This is a genomic window from Kineosporia sp. R_H_3, from assembly GCF_002198675.1.
GTDB lineage: Bacteria > Actinomycetota > Actinomycetes > Actinomycetales > Kineosporiaceae > R-H-3.
Window position 1 is genome coordinate 49,671 of the sequence record NZ_MWLL01000220.1, and the last position, 18,722, is coordinate 68,392.

Consider the following 18,722-nt stretch of genomic DNA (forward strand, 5'->3'; position numbering starts at 1 on the left):
ATGACTTCCGCACCGTCGAGCTCCGCATCGTCGACCTCCGCACCGTTCGCCGACACCGTGCTCGTCTCCGGCTCCCTGTTCACCGCTGGCCTCGCCGCCTCCCGGCCCGGGGCGGTCGCCGTCGCGGGCGGCCGGATCGTCGCGGTCGGTACCGACGACGAGGTCCTCGGGTTGCGCGGGCCGCGCACCGAGGTCGTCGACCTGCGCGGCGGGCTGCTCGTGCCCGGCTTCCAGGACGCGCACGTGCACCCCGTGGCCGCGGGCGTCGACATGCTGTGCTGCGACGTCCACCACTGCGGGTCCGCGGAGGAGACCCTGCGGGTCGTCGCGGAGTACGCGGCGGCCAACCCGGGCCTGCCGTGGATCACCGGCGGCGGCTGGTCGCTCGAGCACTTCCCGGCGGGGACGCCGACCCGGGGCATGCTCGACGCCGTCGTCCCGGACCGCCCGGCGTTCCTGCCGAACCGTGACGGCCACGGGGCCTGGGTCAACACCCGGGCGCTCGAGCTCGCGGGCATCACGGCCTCGACCCCGGACCCGGCCGACGGCCGGATCGAGCGGGAGCCGGACGGGTCCCCCCAGGGCACCCTCCACGAGGGGGCCATGCACCTCGTCGAGCGGCTGCTCCCGACGGTCACGGCGGCCGAGCAGCGGCTCGGTCTGCTCGCCGCCCAGGAGCACCTGTTCTCGCTCGGTGTGACGTCCTGGCAGGACGCCGCCGTCGGCGAGATGTTCGGGCAGTCCGACCTGCTGCCGCTCTACCGTGCCGCGGCCGCGTCCGGTGACCTGCGCGCGTCGGTCGTCGGCGCGCTGTGGTGGGACCGCAACCGCAGCAGCGACCAGATCGCCGATCTCGTCGAGCGGCGCGGGGACGGCGGGACCGACCGGTTCCGGCCGACGTCCGTGAAGATCATGCTCGACGGCGTCGCGGAGAACTTCACCGCGGCGATGCTCGAGCCGTACCTCGACGACTGCGGCTGCGGCACCGACAACTCCGGGCTCGACTTCGTGGACCCGGTGGGGCTGCGCGAGTACGTGACCCGGCTGGACGCCGCCGGCTTCCAGGTGCACTTCCACGCGCTCGGCGACCGCGCCGTCCGGCACGCCCTCGACGCCGTCGAGGCGGCCCGCGCGGCGAACGGGCCGGGCGGTGCGGAGCACCACCTCGCGCACCTGCAGGTCGTGCACCCGGACGACGTCGCGCGCTTCGCGCAGGTCGGCGCCACGGCGAACATCCAGGCGCTCTGGGCGGCCCACGAGCACCAGATGGACGAGCTGACGATCCCGTTCCTCGGGGAGCGACGGGCGTCCTGGCAGTACCCGTTCGGCGACCTGCTGCGCGCCGGCGCGACCATGGCGGGCGGCAGCGACTGGCCCGTGAGCAGCGCCGACCCGCTCGACGGCATCCACGTGGCGGTCAACCGTCGGGTGCCGGACGCCGAGGAGTCGACGGAACCGCTCTACGCCGAGCAGGCCCTCCCGCTGGCGGTCGCGCTCACCGCGTACACGGCCGGCACCGCGCGGCTCAACGGGCTGCCCGGGCGGACCGGGCGGCTCGAGCCGGGGGCCGCCGCCGACCTCGCCGTCCTCGACCGCGACCCGTTCGCCGGCCCGGCCGGCGAGATCGCCGCGGCGACGGTGGTCGCGACGTACGTCGACGGCGAGTGCGTGTTCGGCGGGGTCGACCGATGACCCGACGGGGCCGGTCGACGTGAGCGGCAGGACCGGCGGCAACAGGACCGGCGGCAAGCAGACCGGGGTGCGGAACTTCCTGTCCCGGGAGCTCATCCTCGAGGCGGCGTTCCGGGTCGTCGACGCCGACGACATGAACGAGATCACCATGAGCCGGCTCGGCCGCGAGCTCGACGCGGACCCGAGCGCGGTGTACCGGCACTTCCGCAACAAGGACGAGCTGCTCCTCGCCATGGCCGACGTCATGCTCGAGGAGTCGATGAACTCCTACGTCGAGGGCGACGCCCCGGTGGAGAACCTGCGCCGGATGTGCTGGACCCTGCGCCGCTCGTACCTGCGGCGTCCGGGCCTGGCCCGGGCCGTGGCGTCCCGGTTCACCGGCGGGGCCGCCGAGGCGGCGAGCGTCGCGCACATGCTCGCGAACATGGCCGAGCTCGGGTACGACGAGGACACCGCGATCGCCAACGCGCGGGCGCTCGCCGAGATGACCCTGGGGCACATCGTCATGACGGCGGACGTGCTCGCCCTGCCCGTGAAGACGCAGGCGTTCGAGCTCGAGATGGGCCGCAGCTACTACACCCGCCCCCGCACGCCGGGCGCCGGGGTGACGCCCGCCGAGCAGCGGGCCGCGCATCTCGAGGACGGCGAGCAGATCTTCGGCGTCATGATCGACACCTTCATCGAGGGGCTGGTGGTCCGGGCGCCGCGCTCGCGGTGACTACGTCCGCCGGGCCACGAGGACGGCCTGGTCGTCGGACTCCGGCGGCACCGGGGCGCGGACGAGCCGGGCGACCTCCTCGAAGCCGTTGTCGCGCAGTGCGTCCGCCATCCGTTCCGGGGTGCGGTGATGCCGCACGAGGACGACGTCGAGCCCGAGCCGGCGCAGGCCCGCCGCCACGTCCCGGGAGCCCTCCCCGGCCTGGAACGCGACGAGGACGTACCCGCCGGGCCGGAGCACGCGGCGGATCCCGGCGAGGGCCGCACCGAGGTGCTCGTCCGGCGTGTGGATCGTCGAGTACCAGGAGAGGACCCCGTCGAAGGTCCCGTCCCGGTACGGGAGCGCCGTGAGGCTGCCGACCCGGGTCTCGAAGCCCGGGTGGTCCTGCCGGGCCCGCCGGACCATCTCCGCCGAGAGGTCCGCACCGACCGCCCGGCAGCCGGCCGCCGCCAGGACGGGGAGCATCCGTCCGGCGCCGCAGCCGGCGTCGAGGACGTCCGGCCCGTCCGGCCCCTGCGCCGCGAGCAACGAGCAGAAGTGGGCGACCATGGCGAGGTCGACCGGCTGCTCGGGGCCGGTCGAGGGGAACATGTCGGCGTAGAGGTCGGCGGCCGCGTCGTAGACCGCTGCGACGTCGTCCTCGGTCTGCGTCATGCCCCTTGCTACCGCGGATCGCGCGTCCCGGCCAGCAGCCGGGGCCCACGGCGGCGGCGTGCCGGCGGCGCGACCCGGCACGCGCTGCCGTCGTCGGGGAGCGCTACTACGGTGGCCGGGTGGACACCCCCGACCAGATGGACGCCGGCGCCGACCTCGGCGCGCGGACCGGCCCGGCCGACGACGTCGGCGCCGCGCTGCGCGCGGCGACCGGGCCGGCCGGCCGGCTCGGGGTGGCCTTCTCCGGCGGCGTCGACTCCTCGGTGCTGCTCGCGCTCGCCGTCCGGGCGCTCGGTGCGGCCCGGGTGGTCGCCGTCCTCGGGGTGTCGCCGAGCCTCGCGGCGGACGAGCGGCTCGCGGCGCACGCCGTCGCGGCGTTCGTCGGGGTGCCGGTCGTCGAGGTCGAGACCCGGGAGGGCGAGCGGGCGGCGTACCGCGCCAACGGCCCCGACCGCTGCTACCACTGCAAGGACGAGCTCTTCGCCCGGATCGAGGAGTCGGTCGCGGTCCGGCACGACCTGCGGGCGGTCGCCTACGGGGAGAACGCGGACGACGCCCGGCGCCCGGACCGCCCCGGGTCGCTTGCGGCCGGGGAGCACGGCGTCCTGCGACCGCTCGCGGACGCGGGCCTCGACAAGGCGGCGGTCCGTGAGATCGCCCGGGCGCTGCGGCTGCCCTGCGCCGACAAGCCCGCCGCACCCTGCCTGGCCTCCCGGATCCCGCACCACGAGGTCGTCGACCCGGCGAAGCTGCGGCAGGTCGAGGCCGCGGAGGCCGGGCTGCGCGGGCTCGGGTTCGCGGACTGCCGGGTGCGCCACCACGGTGACGTCGCCCGGGTCGAGGTCGCGGCGGCCGACCTGGTGGCCGCGGTGGCCGACCCGCTGCGCACCCAGGTGCTCGACGCCGTCCGCGCGGCCGGGTTCCGGTTCGTCGCGCTCGACCTCGCCGGGATCCAGTCCGGGGCGTTCACGCTGCCGCTGGTGGCGGTCGGGCGTGGCTGAGCCGGTCGACGACGCGCTCGCGGAGCTGGCCCTGGTCGCCGACCTCGACCACGACCGCGCGACCCGCCGCGGCTACCCGGAAGCCGTGTACTGCGAGGGGAAGACGCCGGACCAGGTGCGGGTCGTCGCGGCCGCGCTGCGGGACCGGGCCGCGGCGACCGACGGTGCGCCGCCGGTCGCCCTCTTCACCCGGGCGTCCGACGAGCACGCCCGCGCCGTCCTCGACGTGCTGCCGGACGCGCGGTGGGAGCCGCAGGCCCGGCTGCTCGCCTGGCCGCCCGAGCCGCCGGCGCCGACCGGCGGCCGGGTCGTCGTCGTGGCCGCCGGCACCTCGGACCTGCCCGTCGCGCACGAGGCCGCGCTCACCGCGGGCTACCTCGGCCGGGCCACCGATCTCGTCGTCGACGTCGGGGTCGCCGGACTGCACCGGATCACCCGGCACCTCGACACGCTGCGCGCCGCGCGGGCGGTCGTCGTCGTCGCCGGGATGGACGGCGCCCTGCCCGGGGTCGTCGCCGGGCTCGTCGCCGCACCGGTCGTCGCGGTGCCGACGTCCGTCGGGTACGGCGCGGCGTTCGGCGGCATCGCCGCCCTGCTGACGATGCTCAACGCCTGCGCGCCCGGGATCGGCGTCGTCAACATCGACAACGGCTACGGCGCAGGGCATCTCGCGGCGCAGATCGCGGCACCGTGACCGGCCCGCGTCAGGTGCGCGCGGGCAGCAGGCAGAACTCGTTGCCCGACGGGTCCGCGTAGAGGCGCCAGGGCAGGCCGGGCGCGAGCGGGGGGAGCGCGCGGCCGCCCCGCGCGGCGACGTCCGCGGCGACCTCGTCGGGGTCCTCCCCGGCCTCGAGGCGGACGTCGAGGTGCAGCCGGTTCTTGGCGCTGCCCTTGGGGGCCCGCTCCGGGCAGAACTCGAGGAGCGGGCCGCGCAGCGACGGGTGGCGCAGGGTGCGGGGCGCGACGCCGTCCGCGTCGACCCATCCGGTCAGCCAGGACCAGAACGCCGCGTCCCGGTCCGGGTCGGCTCCCTCGAGCGGCAGCGCCGCGACGGGGCCGGTACCGGTGTACGCCGCCCGTTCCTCCATGACGCAGAAGGGGTTCCCCTCCGGGTCGCCGAGCACCACCCACGGGACGTCGTGCTGGCCGATGTCGAGGTGCCGCGCCCCGAGGCCGAGCAGCCGGTCGACCACCTGCGCCTGCTGCGCCCTGCCCAGGAGGTCCAGGTGGAGCCGCGGCTGCTCGGACGGCAGGTCGGGGACACGCTGGAAGCACACGTCGAGGACGGGCCCGCCCTCGACCTCGAGCCGGGTCTCGAAGCCCTCGGGCTCGTCGGTCAGCGTCTCGCCGCCGAGCGCCGCCTCCCAGAACCGCCCCACCCGCCCGGGGTCCACGGCGTCCACGACGAGGTTCTCCAGGAACATGGACCTACCGTAGACGCGGACGGGCGCCGTCCGGCAGCGCGGCCCCGGGCGTGAGGCCGGCGCTCACGGCCGCCGCGGCGGCCCGTTCGAGCACCTCGCGGACGGGCAGCCCGGTCGCGGCCGCGGCGGCCGCGGCGGCGTCGAACTCCGGTGAGACGTGGACGACCCGGCCGTCGCGGTGGCCGATCTTCACCGCGACCGTCTCACCGTCGACCTCGACGTCGGCCCACGACCGGTCGAGGGTCTCCCGGACGACGGGATGCTCACGGACGCCGAGGGCGGAGGTGCTGCGCAGCACGAGGTCCCGGACGGCGGGCGCGTCGGCGTCCGGCACCAGCACGGACAGCACGTGCCCGGGCCGGCCCTTCTTCATGAGCACCGGCGTGATCCACGCGTCGAGCGCACCGGTGGCGAGCAGCCCGTCGACGACGCTCGGCCAGACCCGCGGGTCGAGGTCGTCGACGGTCGTCTCGACGAGGACGACGGTCCTGCCGTCCCCTGCGGGCCGCGCGGGGGCGGCCGCGGTGCCGAGCACCGCGCGGACGACGTTGGCGCGGTCGGGGCGGTCCCGGGTGCCGGCGCCGACGCCGGTGCCGACGACGCGCAGCGCGGGCAGCGGCCCCCAGCCGTCCGCGAGCGTCACGAGGAGCGCGACCCCGGTCGGGGTCGCGAGCTCACCGGTGCCGCCCGCCACGACCTGGTGCCCGGTCACGAGCTCGAGGACGGCGGGCCCCGGTACCGGCAGCACGCCGTGGGCGCCGCGGACCGTGCCGGAACCGAGTGCGATCTCGTCGACGACGACCCGCTCGACGTCGAGCGTCGCGAGGGCCGCGCACGTGCCGACGACGTCCGCGATGCTGTCCCAGGCGCCGACCTCGTGGAAGTGGACGTCGTCCGGCTCGCTGCCGTGGGCCCGGGCCTCGGCGACCGCGAGGGCGCGGAAGACGGCGCGGGAACGGTCCCGGACGGCCGGGGCGAGGGCGGCCGCGGACAGCAGCGCGTCGACGTCGCGCCAGGAACGGTGCGGTTGTGCGGCGTCGAGCAACCGCACGTCGACCTTCGTGGCCCGCAGCCCGGCCCGCCGGACGGTCGACACGTCGAGGGCGACCGTGGACGGGACGACGGCATCGACGGCGTCGCGGACCGCCGCGACGTCCGCGCCCAGGTCGACGAGCGCGGCCAGGAGCATGTCGCCCGCGACACCAGCGGACACGTCGAGCCAGATCGTCCGCTTCGTCGGGGTCACACGCCGACCCTAGCGAGCGCGCCGACGGTCACCGCCGCTCGCGGGCCGGCCCTGCGCGTATGACAGCACCTGCCGGCGTTGACAGACTCGGGGGCGACACCCGCAGCACCCGCAGCACGAGGAGGCAGACGTGGAGTACCGCAGGCTGGGCAGGATCGGCCACTCGAGCTCGGTGCTCATCTACGGGGCCGCGGCGCTGGGGGACGTCGACCAGGACACCGCCGACGCCTCGGTGCGCGAGGCGCTCGCGGCGGGCGTCAACCACCTCGACGTCGCCGCGAGCTACGGGGACGCGGAGCTGCGGCTCGGCCCGATGATGGCCGACATCCGCAAGGACGTGTTCCTCGCGACGAAGACCGGCGACCGGGACCGGGAGGCCGCCTGGGCGTCGATCAACCGCTCCCTCGAGCGGCTGCGGACCGACCGGCTCGACCTGCTCCAGCTGCACGCGATCGGTGACCTCGACGACCTCGACCGGGCCCTCGGGGCCGGCGGTGCCATCGAGGCCGCCGTCCGCGCCAAGGAGGAGGGCCTCGTCGGCGAGATCGGGATCACCGGGCACGGCGACCAGGCCGCGGCGACGCACCTCGAGGCGTTGCGCCGCTTCCCGTTCGCGACGGTGCTCACCCCGCTCAACGCCGTGCTGTGGCGCGACCCCGCCTACCGGGAGAACTACGCGGCGCTCGTCGCCGAGGTGCGTCGCCAGGACGTCGGGCTCATGACGATCAAGACCGTCTCCCGGCGCAACTGGCCCGAGGGTGCGGAGCAGACCCACTCGACCTGGTACGAGCCGCTGGCCACTGCCGAGAAGATCCGGGCGGCGGTCTCCTGGGTGCTCGCGCACGAGGAGGTCACCGGGCTGGCGACCGCCGGTGACGTCCGGCTGCTCGGGATGATCGTCGAGGCCGAGCGGGACCGGATGCCGGTCGAGGCCGCCGAGGCGCTGCTCGCCGGGGACGACGAGTACTCCTCGCCGTTCCTGCACATGACGATCTGAGGCCGGGCCCGTCACCCCGCCCCGGGGATCAGTCCTCGGCCGCGCTGCGCCGTCCGACCGTCGCGGCGACGACGAGCGCCGCCCCGACGAGGCCGACGTTCTTCAGCAGGTGGATCCGGTTCATCTTGCGCGCCATCGGGTCGGTGTCCTTCCAGAAGGCGTGCCCGGCGAGCGTCGTCGGCACCATCGACCCGACGAGCCCGAGCGCCGCGGCCCGGGGCAGGATGCCGGTCGCGACCCCGAGGCCGCCCGCGACCATCGCGGCGCCGTTGAACCGCACGGCCTTGTCGGCCAGGGCCTCCGGGATGCCGAGGTCGACGGCCATCTTCACCCGGATGCCGGGGTCGGCGGCCGCCTCCGCGCCGAGCCAGACGAAGGGGGCGGCGACGGCGATCCGTCCGAGACGGTCGAGGAACGACATGAGGTGCTCCGCTCGAGGTGTTCCGGTTCGGGAGAGGCACGAGCGTAGTCCGGCGGACCGCGTCGGGGCCGTCAGGGTCTGCGGCACCGTTCTCGACGGCGCGGGCCGGGGAGCGGCGGTGACCGGTGCTTGTCCCGCCCCTGGATCATCGGCGAAGGTGGCCCCTCCACGGAAGTGAGGCGCGGATGACCCTCCCGGAGCGCAGCGAGGTCGTCGTCGTGGGTGGCGGCGTCATCGGCGCGAGCATCGCCTACCACCTGGCCCGCCGCGGCCGCACCGACGTCCTCCTGGTCGAGCGCACCCGGCTGACGCACGGCAGCACCTGGCACGCCGCGGGGCTCGTCGGCCAGCTGCGCAGCAGCAGCACGCTCACCCGGCTCATGCGCCGCAGCGTCGAGACCTACCGGACCCTCGAGCAGGAGACGGGGTACGCCACCGGCTGGCGGGAGGTCGGCGGGCTGCGCGTCGCGTCGAGCGCGGCCCGTTGGGAGGAGCTGCAGCGGGTCTTCACCCAGGGCAAGAGCTTCGGGTTCGACATCCACCTCGCCTCCCCGGCGCAGGCGCACGAGCTGTTCCCGCTCATGGACCTCGACCGCGTCCACGGCGCGACGTGGACGCCGTCCGACGGGTACGTCGACCCGAGCCAGCTCACGCACTCGTTCGTCACCGGGGCCCGCGCGCTCGGGGTGCGCGTCGTCCAGGGCTGCCGCGTCGAGTCGTTCGAGCGCGCCGGGCGCCGGGTGACGGCGGTCCTCACCGATCAGGGCCGGGTCGAGTGCGACGTCGTCGTCAACGCCACCGGGATGTGGGGCGCCGAGACCGCCCGGCTGGCCGGCGTGAGCGTCGCCGTCACCGCGGTCGAGCACCAGTACGTCGTCACGGAGAAGTCCGACGACCTGCCTCGTGACCTGCCGACGTTCCGCGACCCCGATGCCCGGATCTACCTCAAGCCGGAGGCCGGCTCGCTCGTGGTCGGCGGCTGGGAGCAAGGTACGCGGGCCTGCTGGCGCACCGTTCCCCGCGAGCTCGGGCCGGAGCTGTTCCCGCCGGACGAGGAGCGCTTCGAGCCTCTCGCCGAGGCCGCCGCCCGCCGCGTCCCGGTGTTCGGGGACCTCGGGATCCGCACGTGGGTGAACGGTCCGATCCCGTTCTCCCCGGACGCCGAGCCGCTCATGGGCCGCACCGAGGACCTCGACAACCTCTTCCACTGCTGCGGGTTCTCCGCGGGGATCGCCGCCGCGGGCGGGGCCGGCGAGGCGATGGCGGCCTGGGTCGTCGACGGCGACCCGGGGATGGACCTGTGGCACTTCGACGTCCGGCGCTTCGGCGCGCCGCAGAACGTCCCCGCGGTGCTCGAGCGGTCCGCGGTCGAGTCGTACGGCCACTACTACGACATCGCGTTCCCCAACCGGGCGGCGATCCCGCCCCGGGGCCAGCGGCGCAGCGCCGTCCACGACCGGCTCCGCGAGCGCGGTGCCGTGTTCGGCAACAAGTTCGGCTACGAGCGGGCGAACTGGTTCGCACCGGGGGAGGTCGGGGTCGAGGAGACGCCGACGTTCGGCCGCAGCAACGCCTGGGAGCATGTCGCGGCCGAGCACCGGGCCGTCCGGGAGGCGGTCGGCGTCGTCGACCAGAGCTCGTTCTCGAAGTTCCTCGTCCGCGGCCCCGGGGCCCTCGCCCTGTGCAGCGGGTCGCGGGAGGCGACCTGGACGTCGAGGTCGGGAAGGTCGTCTACACCCAGCTGCTCAACGTGCGCGGCGGCATCGAGGCCGACGTGACCGTCACCCGGCTCTCGGCGGACCGGTTCTACCTCGTCACCGGCAGCGCCTTCGGTCGGCACGACGTGACCTTCCTGCTCCAGAACGCGCCGGACGACGGCAGCGTCCTCGTCGACGACGTCGGCAGCGCGTACGGCGTGCTCAACGTCTGCGGCCCGCGGTCGCGGGAGCTGCTCGGGTCGATCAGCTCGGACGACTTCTCGGACGACGGCTTCCCGTACATGACGGGGCGCTGGACCGACGTCGGGCAGGCCCCGGCCCTCGCGCTGCGCGTCACCTACGTCGGCGAGCTGGGGTGGGAGCTGCACCTGCCGAGCGAGTACGTCCGCGACGCCTACGACCGGGTGCTCGCCGCCGGCGCGCCGTACGGCGTCCGCGACGTCGGCTACCGCGCCGTGGAGTCGCTGCGGCTGGAGAAGCAGTACGTCGCCTGGGCCGTCGACGTCACCGCCGACGTCGACCCGTACGCGGCGGGCCTCGGCTTCGCCGTCCGCCCGGACAAGCCCGGGCTGCTCGCCGGGCCGGTGCTGCGGGCCCTGCGGGACGCCGGACCGGGCACCCGGCTGTGCTGGTTCAGCACCGACGCCGACGTGACGATGCACGGCGGGGAGATGGTCGTCCACACCCCGACCGGCACCCTCGCGAGCGTCCGCAGCGCCGGGTACGGGCACACCGTCGGCCGCACCGTGCTGTGCGCCTACCTGCCGGCGGACCTCGCGGACGCTGCGGGGGAGAACGTGTTCGAGGTCGAGGTGATGGATCGGCGCTACTCGGTCACCCGGCACGACCGGCCGCTCTACGACCCGACGGGCTCACGCGTGCGCGGCTGACCGGCCCGGATCGGCAGCGCGGCCAGGGCACCGACCAGCGCCAGGACGACGCCCGCGGTCCAGCCGTGGACGAAGGCGGTGCGGGCCCCGTCGTCGTCGGTCGGCGCACCGAGCACCGCGACGAGGATGCTCACGCCGAGCACCGTGCCGATCTGCCGGGTCATCGAGACCACCGCGCTCCCCGTCGTCACCCGGTGCGGCGGCAGCCCGGCCGTCCCGGCGGCGAGCAGCGTCGGCAGCGCCAGGCCGACCCCGGCCCCGCCCACGAGCCACCCCGGGAGCAGCCGCGCCGCGTACGCGGGCTCGGCGCCGACCGACGCGAGGACGAGGAGACCGCCGAGGCCGAAGAGGGCCGACCCGAGACCCGCGATCACCCCCGGGTTCCAGCGCCGGGCCGCGACCTGGGCCACGACCGCGAAGACCGGCACCATGAGCGGGCCCGGCGCGACGGCCAACCCGCTGCGCAGCACCGAGTAGCCCCAGATCTGCTGCATCCACAGGATCGTCGCGAGCAGCTGCGCGGCGAACGCGGCGCTGAACACGAGCATCGCGACGTTGGTCCAGGCGAACGAGGACACCCGCAGCAGGGCCGACTCGAGGATCGGCGCGGGGTGCCGCCGCGACCGCAGGACGAAGGCCAGGGAGCAGACCGCGGCGACGGCGAACGTCGACAGCGACGCGGTGGACGTCCAGTCCCACGTCGGACCCTTGACGAGCCCGAGGGCGACGGCGGCCACGGCCACGGCGAGCAGCGCGGCGCCGAGCAGGTCGGGGGCGGCGGTGGCGTCGTCCCGTGAGTCGGGTACCCGCAGGACGGCGGTCAGGAGGGCCAGCAGGCCGATCGGCAGGTTGATGAGGAAGGCCCAGTGCCACGAGACCTGCACGAGGACGCCCCCGACGACGGGCCCGAAGGCCGCGGCGACGGCACCGCTCGCCGCCCAGATCCGCACCGCCGCCGCCCGGCGCTGCGGCGCGACCGCGGTGAGCAGCAGCCCGAGGCTGGCCGGGGTCAGGGCCGCGGCGCCGATGGCCTGGACGGTCCGCGCGGCGACGAGCCACCACACGCCCGGCGCGGCCGCGCACGCGACGCTCGCGAGGGTGAAGGTGCCCAGCCCCAGCAGGAACGTCGCCTTCCGGCCGTGGCGGTCGGCGAGCCGCCCGAACGGCACGAGGAACGCTGCGTAGGCGACGGCGTAGGCGTTGAGCACCCAGCTGAGGTCGGAGATCGAGGCGGTCCCGAGGTCCCGCCCGATCTCGTCGAACGCGACGTTGACGACGAAGAGGTCGAGGCCGGCCATGAAGGCCGCGAGCGAGAGGACGGCGACGACGGTGCCCTGGTGCGCGGCCGGCCGGAGCGTCGCCGCGCCGGAGCCGGCCCCGACGCCCGCCTGACTAGGGGATGCCATAGCCAGAGACCGTAGACGGCTGACTATGTCGAATACAAGTCAGCGCTAGGATGGCGGGCGTGGACCAGATCGACGCCGAGCCCGTCGCGACCCTCGTCGGCCCCCTCGCCCGACGGGACGACTGGGCCGCCGACCGCTGCAGCCTCGCGAAGGCGCTCGAGGTCGTCGGCACCCGGTCGGCCATGCTCCTCATGCGCGAGGCCTTCTACGGCACCCGGCGCTTCGACGACTTCGCCCGCCGCGTCGGCATCACCGAGGCGGTCGCCGCCACCCGGCTGCGCGGGCTCGTCGACGCGGGCCTGCTCACCCGCCGGCCGTACCGCGAGCCGGGCCGGCGCACCCGGCAGGAGTACGTGCTGACGCCCATGGGGCGTGACCTCGCCCCGGCCGCCGTCGCGCTCATGCAGTGGGGCGACCGCTACCTCGCCGACGCGGACGGCCCGCCGGTCGTGCTGGCCCATGCCGGTTGCGACGAGCCGGTGCACGTCGCGGTCACCTGCGCGGCCGGGCACGAGGTCGCGCTGGGCGACGTCACCGTGTCGGTCGCCCGACGGCGCACCGCCTGACCGGCTCCCGGCCGGCGCCGGCGTCAGTGAACATGCCTGGAACATAGTCCAAGGTTGGAAGGTATTCCAACAATGGACAGGCTTACACTGCGCCGGATGGGAACACGAGCCGACCGGCGGAGCGAGGCGACCGCGCGTGCGGTCGTCGACGCGGCGGCGGCCCTGCTCGCCGAGGGCGGCCCGCACGCGGTGACGCTCGCCGCCGTCGCGGAGCGCGCCGACGTCGCCGTCCAGACGATCTACAACCGTGTGGGCGGCCGGGACGCGGTCCTCATGGCGGTGGCGGAGCGGGCGCTGACGGCCCACCGTGCCTACCTCGACACCGCCTACGCGAGCACCGGCACCGTCGCGGAGCGGCTGCGCCGGGTCGCCGAGGCCTACGTGACCTTCGCGATCGAGCGTCCGCACGAGTTCCGGCTGCTCGCCTTCCCGCCGCAGGACGCCCCGGCGCGGCAGGAGGTCGTGGCGCTCGTGCGGGAGCAGAACAGCAGGCTGGCCGGGCTCGTCCGCGAAGGCCTGGACGACGGCACCGTCACCCCGGCGCTCGACCCGGAGGTGGCGGCGATCGCGCTGTGGCGGATGTGGGACGGCGTCGTGAGCCTCGCGTTCCGGCCCGACGACCTCCGCGTCGCACCCGGTGACCTCGTCAGCCTGCTCCTCACGGTCGGGGCGGTCATGGAACGCGGTCTCCTGGCCCGCGGTGGTGAGGGCTGACCGGGCAGAATGAGGACGCCGTCCGCCGCAGCCTCCGAGGACCGACCGTGCCCCAGCCCCTGCCGCCCGCCGTCGACGACGCCGGGCAGCACCCCGCCGTCCGCTCGTTCAAGCTGCGGGGACGGATCCGGGCCGGTCAGCAGGCCGCGCTCACCGACCTGTGGCCGCGCCTCGGCGTCGACGCAGACGGCGGCCCGCTCGACCCGGTCGCGCTCTTCGGCCGGATGGCGCCGCTCGTCGTGGAGATCGGCTTCGGCCGGGGCGAGGCGGCCCTCGCGATGGCCGCGGCGGACCCGGACCGGGACCTGCTCGCGATGGACGTCCACCGGGCCGGCGCCGGGATGCTCCTGCGCGACGCCCACGACGCAGGGCTGACGAACGTCCGCGTGCTCGTCGGTGACGCGGTGCCCGTCCTGCGAGACCGGGTGGCCCCGGGTGCGCTCGACGAGGTGCGGATCTTCTTCCCCGACCCGTGGCCCAAGGCCCGCCACCACAAGCGCCGGCTCGTGACGCCGGACTTCGTCGCGCTCGTCGCGTCCCGGCTGCGGCCGGCGGGCACGGACGGCCCGGACGACCTCGGCGGCCGGCTGCACTGCGCCACGGACTGGGAGCCCTACGCGGCGCAGATGCTCGCCGCCGTCGAGGCGGAGCCGTTGCTGCGCAACGGGTCTGACAGGTCTGACGGGGCGGGCGGGTCCGACGGGTTCGTGCCGCGGCCGTCCTGGCGGCCGCTGACCCGGTTCGAGAGCCAGGGGCTGGCCAAGGGGCACGTCGTCCGGGACCTCGTCGCGTACCGCCGGGCGGGCTGACCCCTGGCCTCACGGGCCGCACCGGTCAGTCAGGTACGGCGAACCGGTCGAGCAGTGCGGCCGCGATCTCGTCCGCGGTCGGCGACGGCATCGTGGGGTCCGGCAGGAAGGCGGAGACCTGGACCTCGACGACGACGGCCCCGCGCCGCGCGCGGACGAGGGTGATCCCGTCGCCGGTGCGTCGGAACGCACTGTCGCCGAGCCCCGCGACCGTGCTGATCCGCTCACCCTCGCCGAGGGCGTCGGAGTGCTCGTGCCGCGACCGTTCGAGGGCCTCGGCCGCGGCACCGGCGTCGGCGAGCGTCTCGACCTCGGCCAGCAGCGCCGGCCCCGGCTCGGTGAGGAGGTGGGCGACCCGGTGCCGCGGGTCGGTCGAGGTCTCGCTGACGAAGGCCACCGTGAGCCCGTACCGGGCGACCGCGTCGGCGAGGACCTGGGAGACCGGCGGCCGGGCTTCGTCGTCCTGGTCGTCCGGCCCGGTGAGGGCCTCCTCGGCGGCCCGCAGGCCACGGGGCAGCTGCCCCGGCAGCGGGCCGTCCGCGGAGAGCCAGCGGGCGGCCAGTCGCGGGTACCGCCGGCGCAGCTCGGCGTCGTCCGCCGTGTCGAAGGCCTCGCCGGCGGGCGGCGCGCTCGGCTCGGCGAGGTGCTGCTCGGGGTGGTCGTCGAGCAGCGCGCGGCCGGTCCGGGACTCGTAGGCCCCGTGCGCCGCGTAGGCGAGCTCCTCGGCCAGCCCGACCGCCTCGAGGTCCTCGACGTCGACGTCCACGAGGCTGTCCGGGTCGGCGAGGACGCGCTCGTGGACGGCCCGGCCCCGGGCGACCACCCACGTCCGCAGGTCGGTGAAGACGTCGTCGCTCATCCACCCGAGCAGCACGGTGCCGGCGCCGGCGATGTCCCACGTGTAGAGCGCCAGGTTCGCCTCGACGAAGCGGGCGTCGAAGCCGACGACCTCCTCGACGGGCAGGGCGTCGAGCAGGGCGACGAGGTTCGCGCTCTGGGCCTCGAGGTCGCCGTCGGTACCTTCGCGGCTGCTGTCGAGGATGTCCCAGAAGGTGCGGTTGTCCATGGCGCAGGATCCTGGCACGCCCTCGGCCGCTGCGGGTCCGCCCGGCGGGTGTCCCCTGCCCGGATCCCGTCCCGGCGCCCCCCGCGCGTGGTTCAATCGCCTGGCTGGAAGTCGATCACGCGGGGTGGGAGTGGTGGTCATGTTCGGCAGGCGGTCGGTGCGCGAGCACGTGACGGGATGGGTCGACCGGGCGATCGACGTCCAGGACGGCGCTCTGCGCGCCTATGTCGCGCAGGTGCGTGCGGCGACGACGCAGGACGGGGCGCCGGACGCCGACGCGCACCTCCTGGCGGCGCTGGAGAGCCACTACCTGGCGACGACGTCCGGCGCGGGTGCGGTCGTCGGCGGTGCGGCGTCGGTGCCGGGCGTCGGCACCGGGGTCGCGGTCGGGCTGAGCGTCGCCGAGACGGTGGCCTTCCTCGACGGGACGGCGCTCTTCACGCTCGCGGCGGCCCAGGTCGCCGGGGCGCAGGTGAGCGACCTGCCGCGACGGCGTGCGCTCCTGCTGCTCGCGCTGCTGGGGGACGAGGCCGTCCGGCTCGTGCCGGCCGGCGCGGACGGCGGCACCGACGGGTGGGGGCACCGGCTCGCCGCCCTGCCCGACGCCGCCGTCGAGGACGTCAACCGGACGGCGGAGACGTGGCTGCTCACGCGGTTCGGCGCCCGGCAGGGCCTGTACGTGCTCGGCCGGCTCGCGCCGTTCGGCATCGGTGCCGCGGTCGGCGCCGCCGGGAACGCCCTGACCGCCAAGGGGGTCATCGCGCGGACCCGCTCGGCGTACGCCGCGCCCGGGGAGCCCGCGGCCGTCGTCCGGCTCGTCGGGCTACCTGCCGACGGGGGCGCCGCACCGGAGGGTACGGGGCCCGACGGGACGACCGGCCTCCCGGCCGACGGCCCACCGCCCCTCGTGGAACCGCCGACCGGGAAGTACGCCCCGCTCTTCACCCTGCTCGCCGGCCGCCGCGGCGGCACGGTGCGGCTGCGCCTGGCCGACGTCGACGCCGCGGTGACGGGCGGGCTGCCCGCCGCGGCCCGCCGGTCACCGGACTGGTGGACCGGCGACCGCACCGCGCAGTCGAAGGCCTGGCGGGCCGCCGGGCTGCACGTCACGGACGTCGACCTGGACGCCGGCACGGTGCGGCTTCGCCGCGGCGAGCCCGCCGTCAGATGAAGAGCAGCTGAGCGCCCTCGGTCTTCTCGATGAAGTCGGCGGCGCTGATGATCGCCTCGACGTCGTCGCGGAGGTCCTCCTCGGCGATCTTCATCATGTCGGCGGAGAGCCGGCACGCCCACAGGTGACCGCCGGCGGCGACGATCTGGTCGAGGAAGTCGGGCACCTCGGGGACGCCGAGGTCCGCGATCTGCTTCTTGAGCATCTTGGTCGCCATGCCGGTCATCGCCGGGGCCAGCGCCTGCGGCATGTGCCGGTCGCTGCCGGGCAGGTGCATGGCGGCGTTGCCCGCCGGGCTGAACTGCAGGTCGTGCATCCGGGACTTCATGATCATGTCGAAGCCCCAGAAGGTGAAGAACAGGTGGGTCTCGATGCCCTCGCCGAGGGCGGCGTTGCCGAGGATGAGGCCCGGGTAGGCCATGTCGAGGTTGCCCTTGGAGCAGATGATGGCGAGCTTGCGGTCCGTCTCGTCGTCACCGAACGACGGGACGATGGGGGCGACCTGCTCGGCGGGGGTGGTGTCGGTGGTGGTCATGACGGAGCTCCGTCCGGTGCTGTCGGTTCACGGGGTTCGGGTCGGTACGCCTGCGGCGCAACGGGTCTGCTGCGCGCTCGGCGCGGAGGTCAGACGCAGCCGTGCGGCTTGGGCAGGCCCGCGACGTAGGACATCTTCTTGCCGGGCTTCTTGGGGAAGAGCGCGAACTGCTCCTTGACCGGCACGCCGCCGACCTGCTGCACGCGGCGCGTGGTCGCGGTCTCGCCCTGGGCCTTGAAGTCCTCGCGCAGGAAGCGGATGACCTTCCAGTGCGCGTCCGTGAGCTGGATCCCGATCTGCTCGGCGAGCACGGCCGCGAGGGACTCGTCCCACTCGTCGTACTCGGTGAGGAAGCCTTCCTCGTTGACGTGGACGGACTTGCCGTTGAGGGTCGTGACGGGCATCGTGCTCAGTCCTTCGCGGTGTTGTCGGCGCCGAGGGCGTCGAGGAGGTCGAGGGCTCGGCCGAGTCCTCGCCGGACCTGGGGGTCCCGCAGCCTGCGGAGCAGGGCGAGGGTGGACGGCGCCGGTGCGTCCGGCGTCGCGTCGAGGGTGCTGACGAAGCGGTCGACGGCGCCCGCGCCGTAGCGGGCGGCGGAGAAGTAGCCGCGGCTCTCGGCCGCCGCCATGACGTCGGACAGGGAGTTCATGCCGGCGCCCGTGAGCGACGTGAGCTCGGCGAGCAGGTCGCGCCAGCGCTCGCGGGCCTCGCGCTCGCTGCGCAGGGTCTCCTCGATACCGGCGAGCCGGTCGGCGATGCCGTCCAGGCCGTCGTGCAGCAGACGCGCCGTCTCGTCCGGCATCGTGGCGGGAACCGTTGCGGGAGCGGACATCACACGTCCTCCTGTCGCTTGCCGGCCATCGACATGAGGGCCGGGACGGGCAGCTCCTTGCCCGGGAGCAGGACGTTCCAGTAGATCCACCGGAACATCACCTTGCCCCAGTGGTTCATCTCGGTCTCCTTGAGGAGGCTGAAGGGGCCGACGCCGGGCAGCGGGTACTTGCCGGGCAGGGGTTCGGTCTCGTAGTTGAAGTCGATGAGCAGGCCCTTGCCGTGGCCGGTCTCGATGAAGCAGTTCGCGTGCCCGTCGAACTTGCCCGTCATCTCCAGACCCGCGACGTGGCGCAGGAAGTTGTCGGGGAACAGGTCCATCGAGAAGTGCGCGACCGAACCGGCCTTGGACGCCGGGATGTCGCTCGCGTCGCCGATCGCGAAGATGTTGTCGTGCGCCTTGGAGAGCAGGGTGTGCTTGTCGACCGGGACGTAGTTGAGCTCGTTGCCCAGCCCCGAGCGTGCGACGTAGTCGGCGCCCATGTTGATCGGGACCGTGACGAGCAGGTCGAACGGGATCTCCCGCTCGTCGTACGACACGAGCGTCTTCGTGTCGGGGTCGATCCGCTCGAGCATGAAGTCGGCCTCGAGGGCCACCTTGCGCTCGTCGAGCATGTCGCCGAGGTACTTGCTCGAGACCGGCTTGGTGAACGCCCCCTCGAGCGGGGTGACGTAGGTGATCTCGACCTGGTCGCGCAGGCCCTGCTCGGTGAAGAAGGCGTCCGCGAGGAACGTGAACTCCAGCGGTGCGACCGGGCACTTGATCGGCATCTCGACGATCTGGACGACGAGCCGGCCGCCCTGCCAGGTCTTCAGCTTCTCGGCCAGCGCCACGGCGCCCTCGTACGTGTAGAACTCGTGGA

General features: G+C 74.8%; 21 protein-coding genes. 11 read left to right on the top strand and 10 right to left on the bottom strand.

The features are described 5' to 3' along the window. On the top strand, positions 1-1,692 hold the full coding sequence (locus tag ECOMGDLI_RS27925) for an amidohydrolase (RefSeq protein WP_088320119.1): 1,692 nt from the start codon (positions 1-3) through the stop codon (positions 1,690-1,692). Between the two features lie 19 nt (positions 1,693-1,711). After that, positions 1,712-2,410 carry a TetR/AcrR family transcriptional regulator gene (locus tag ECOMGDLI_RS27930; protein WP_198955242.1) on the top strand — a complete coding sequence of 233 codons (699 nt, stop codon included), beginning with the start codon at positions 1,712-1,714 and terminating at the stop codon, positions 2,408-2,410. Here ECOMGDLI_RS27930 and ECOMGDLI_RS27935 read toward each other — a convergent pair whose 3' ends face one another. Then, on the bottom strand, positions 2,411-3,064 hold the full coding sequence (locus ECOMGDLI_RS27935) for a bifunctional 2-polyprenyl-6-hydroxyphenol methylase/3-demethylubiquinol 3-O-methyltransferase UbiG (RefSeq protein WP_088320120.1): 654 nt from the start codon (positions 3,062-3,064) through the stop codon (positions 2,411-2,413). 137 nt (positions 3,065-3,201) lie between these two features. Between ECOMGDLI_RS27935 and ECOMGDLI_RS27940 the strand changes: the two genes are divergently transcribed. Then, a complete protein-coding gene (locus ECOMGDLI_RS27940; protein ID WP_088320143.1) occupies positions 3,202-4,065 on the top strand; it encodes an ATP-dependent sacrificial sulfur transferase LarE in 864 nt (287 codons plus the stop codon). Beyond that, positions 4,058-4,759 (top strand): nickel pincer cofactor biosynthesis protein LarB, encoded by a 702-nt coding sequence (larB, locus tag ECOMGDLI_RS27945; RefSeq protein ID WP_088320121.1) that lies wholly within the window; start codon positions 4,058-4,060, stop codon positions 4,757-4,759. The genes ECOMGDLI_RS27940 and larB overlap by 8 nt, the downstream gene beginning before the upstream one ends. 10 nt (positions 4,760-4,769) lie before the next feature. Here the strand turns inward: larB and ECOMGDLI_RS27950 are convergent, their stop codons facing one another. Both ECOMGDLI_RS27950 and larC read right to left on the bottom strand, forming a co-directional pair. Continuing rightward, positions 4,770-5,489, bottom strand: a complete 720-nt coding sequence (locus ECOMGDLI_RS27950) for a VOC family protein (RefSeq protein ID WP_088320122.1) — start codon at positions 5,487-5,489, stop codon at positions 4,770-4,772. 4 nt (positions 5,490-5,493) lie between these two features. Next, the gene (gene larC, locus ECOMGDLI_RS27955; protein ID WP_088320123.1) at positions 5,494-6,735 is read right to left on the bottom strand and encodes a nickel pincer cofactor biosynthesis protein LarC; all 1,242 of its coding nucleotides are present in this window, start codon (positions 6,733-6,735) and stop codon (positions 5,494-5,496) included. 130 nt (positions 6,736-6,865) lie between these two features. Between larC and ECOMGDLI_RS27960 the strand changes: the two genes are divergently transcribed. Next, positions 6,866-7,732, top strand: a complete 867-nt coding sequence (locus ECOMGDLI_RS27960; protein WP_088320124.1) for an aldo/keto reductase — start codon at positions 6,866-6,868, stop codon at positions 7,730-7,732. Positions 7,733-7,760: 28 nt separating this feature from the next. On the opposite strand, the gene ECOMGDLI_RS27965 is transcribed toward ECOMGDLI_RS27960, so the two are convergent. Then, positions 7,761-8,153, bottom strand: coding sequence for a DoxX family protein (locus tag ECOMGDLI_RS27965; RefSeq protein WP_088320125.1), 393 nt, complete (start codon positions 8,151-8,153; stop codon positions 7,761-7,763). A 185-nt stretch (positions 8,154-8,338) separates the two neighbouring features. Here ECOMGDLI_RS27965 and ECOMGDLI_RS27970 point away from each other — a divergent pair, with 185 nt between their 5' ends. Continuing rightward, positions 8,339-9,931, top strand: coding sequence for an FAD-dependent oxidoreductase (locus ECOMGDLI_RS27970; RefSeq protein WP_088320126.1), 1,593 nt, complete (start codon positions 8,339-8,341; stop codon positions 9,929-9,931). Further along, positions 9,835-10,761, top strand: coding sequence for an aminomethyltransferase family protein (locus ECOMGDLI_RS27975; protein ID WP_158221189.1), 927 nt, complete (start codon positions 9,835-9,837; stop codon positions 10,759-10,761). The genes ECOMGDLI_RS27970 and ECOMGDLI_RS27975 overlap by 97 nt, the downstream gene beginning before the upstream one ends. On the opposite strand, the gene ECOMGDLI_RS27980 is transcribed toward ECOMGDLI_RS27975, so the two are convergent. Beyond that, the gene (locus ECOMGDLI_RS27980; RefSeq protein WP_088320128.1) at positions 10,728-12,167 is read right to left on the bottom strand and encodes an MFS transporter; all 1,440 of its coding nucleotides are present in this window, start codon (positions 12,165-12,167) and stop codon (positions 10,728-10,730) included. The genes ECOMGDLI_RS27975 and ECOMGDLI_RS27980 overlap by 34 nt on opposite strands. A 59-nt stretch (positions 12,168-12,226) precedes the next feature. On the opposite strand from ECOMGDLI_RS27980, the gene ECOMGDLI_RS27985 reads away from it, so the two are divergent. The 3 genes from ECOMGDLI_RS27985 to trmB all read left to right on the top strand — a co-directional run bounded on the left by ECOMGDLI_RS27985 (position 12,227) and on the right by trmB (position 14,256). After that, complete coding sequence (locus tag ECOMGDLI_RS27985) at positions 12,227-12,733, top strand: helix-turn-helix domain-containing protein (RefSeq protein ID WP_198955244.1); 507 nt, start codon at positions 12,227-12,229, stop codon at positions 12,731-12,733. A gap of 96 nt (positions 12,734-12,829) precedes the next feature. Beyond that, the gene (locus ECOMGDLI_RS27990; protein WP_088320130.1) at positions 12,830-13,447 is read left to right on the top strand and encodes a TetR/AcrR family transcriptional regulator; all 618 of its coding nucleotides are present in this window, start codon (positions 12,830-12,832) and stop codon (positions 13,445-13,447) included. A 47-nt stretch (positions 13,448-13,494) separates the two neighbouring features. Beyond that, a complete protein-coding gene (gene trmB, locus ECOMGDLI_RS27995; RefSeq protein WP_233153657.1) occupies positions 13,495-14,256 on the top strand; it encodes a tRNA (guanosine(46)-N7)-methyltransferase TrmB in 762 nt (253 codons plus the stop codon). Between the two features lie 25 nt (positions 14,257-14,281). Here trmB and ECOMGDLI_RS28000 read toward each other — a convergent pair whose 3' ends face one another. After that, positions 14,282-15,322, bottom strand: a complete 1,041-nt coding sequence (locus ECOMGDLI_RS28000; RefSeq protein WP_158221190.1) for a DUF4240 domain-containing protein — start codon at positions 15,320-15,322, stop codon at positions 14,282-14,284. 139 nt (positions 15,323-15,461) lie between these two features. Here ECOMGDLI_RS28000 and ECOMGDLI_RS28005 point away from each other — a divergent pair, with 139 nt between their 5' ends. Continuing rightward, entirely contained in the window at positions 15,462-16,493 is a 1,032-nt protein-coding gene (locus tag ECOMGDLI_RS28005) for a hypothetical protein (protein WP_143447989.1), read from the top strand. Here the strand turns inward: ECOMGDLI_RS28005 and ECOMGDLI_RS28010 are convergent. The 4 genes from ECOMGDLI_RS28010 to ECOMGDLI_RS28025 all read right to left on the bottom strand — a co-directional run. Next, positions 16,486-17,028 carry a DsrE/DsrF/DrsH-like family protein gene (locus ECOMGDLI_RS28010; protein ID WP_088320134.1) on the bottom strand — a complete coding sequence of 181 codons (543 nt, stop codon included), beginning with the start codon at positions 17,026-17,028 and terminating at the stop codon, positions 16,486-16,488. The genes ECOMGDLI_RS28005 and ECOMGDLI_RS28010 overlap by 8 nt on opposite strands. A gap of 89 nt (positions 17,029-17,117) precedes the next feature. Next, positions 17,118-17,432: a TusE/DsrC/DsvC family sulfur relay protein gene (locus ECOMGDLI_RS28015; RefSeq protein WP_088320135.1), complete on the bottom strand. Its 315-nt coding sequence runs from the start codon at positions 17,430-17,432 to the stop codon at positions 17,118-17,120. 5 nt (positions 17,433-17,437) lie between these two features. Beyond that, positions 17,438-17,860 carry a DUF1641 domain-containing protein gene (locus ECOMGDLI_RS28020; RefSeq protein WP_088320136.1) on the bottom strand — a complete coding sequence of 141 codons (423 nt, stop codon included), beginning with the start codon at positions 17,858-17,860 and terminating at the stop codon, positions 17,438-17,440. Next, a partial coding sequence (locus ECOMGDLI_RS28025) for an FAD/NAD(P)-binding oxidoreductase (protein WP_088320137.1) occupies positions 17,860-18,722 on the bottom strand: 863 nt, incomplete at its 5' end. The genes ECOMGDLI_RS28025 and ECOMGDLI_RS28020, both read right to left, overlap by 1 nt.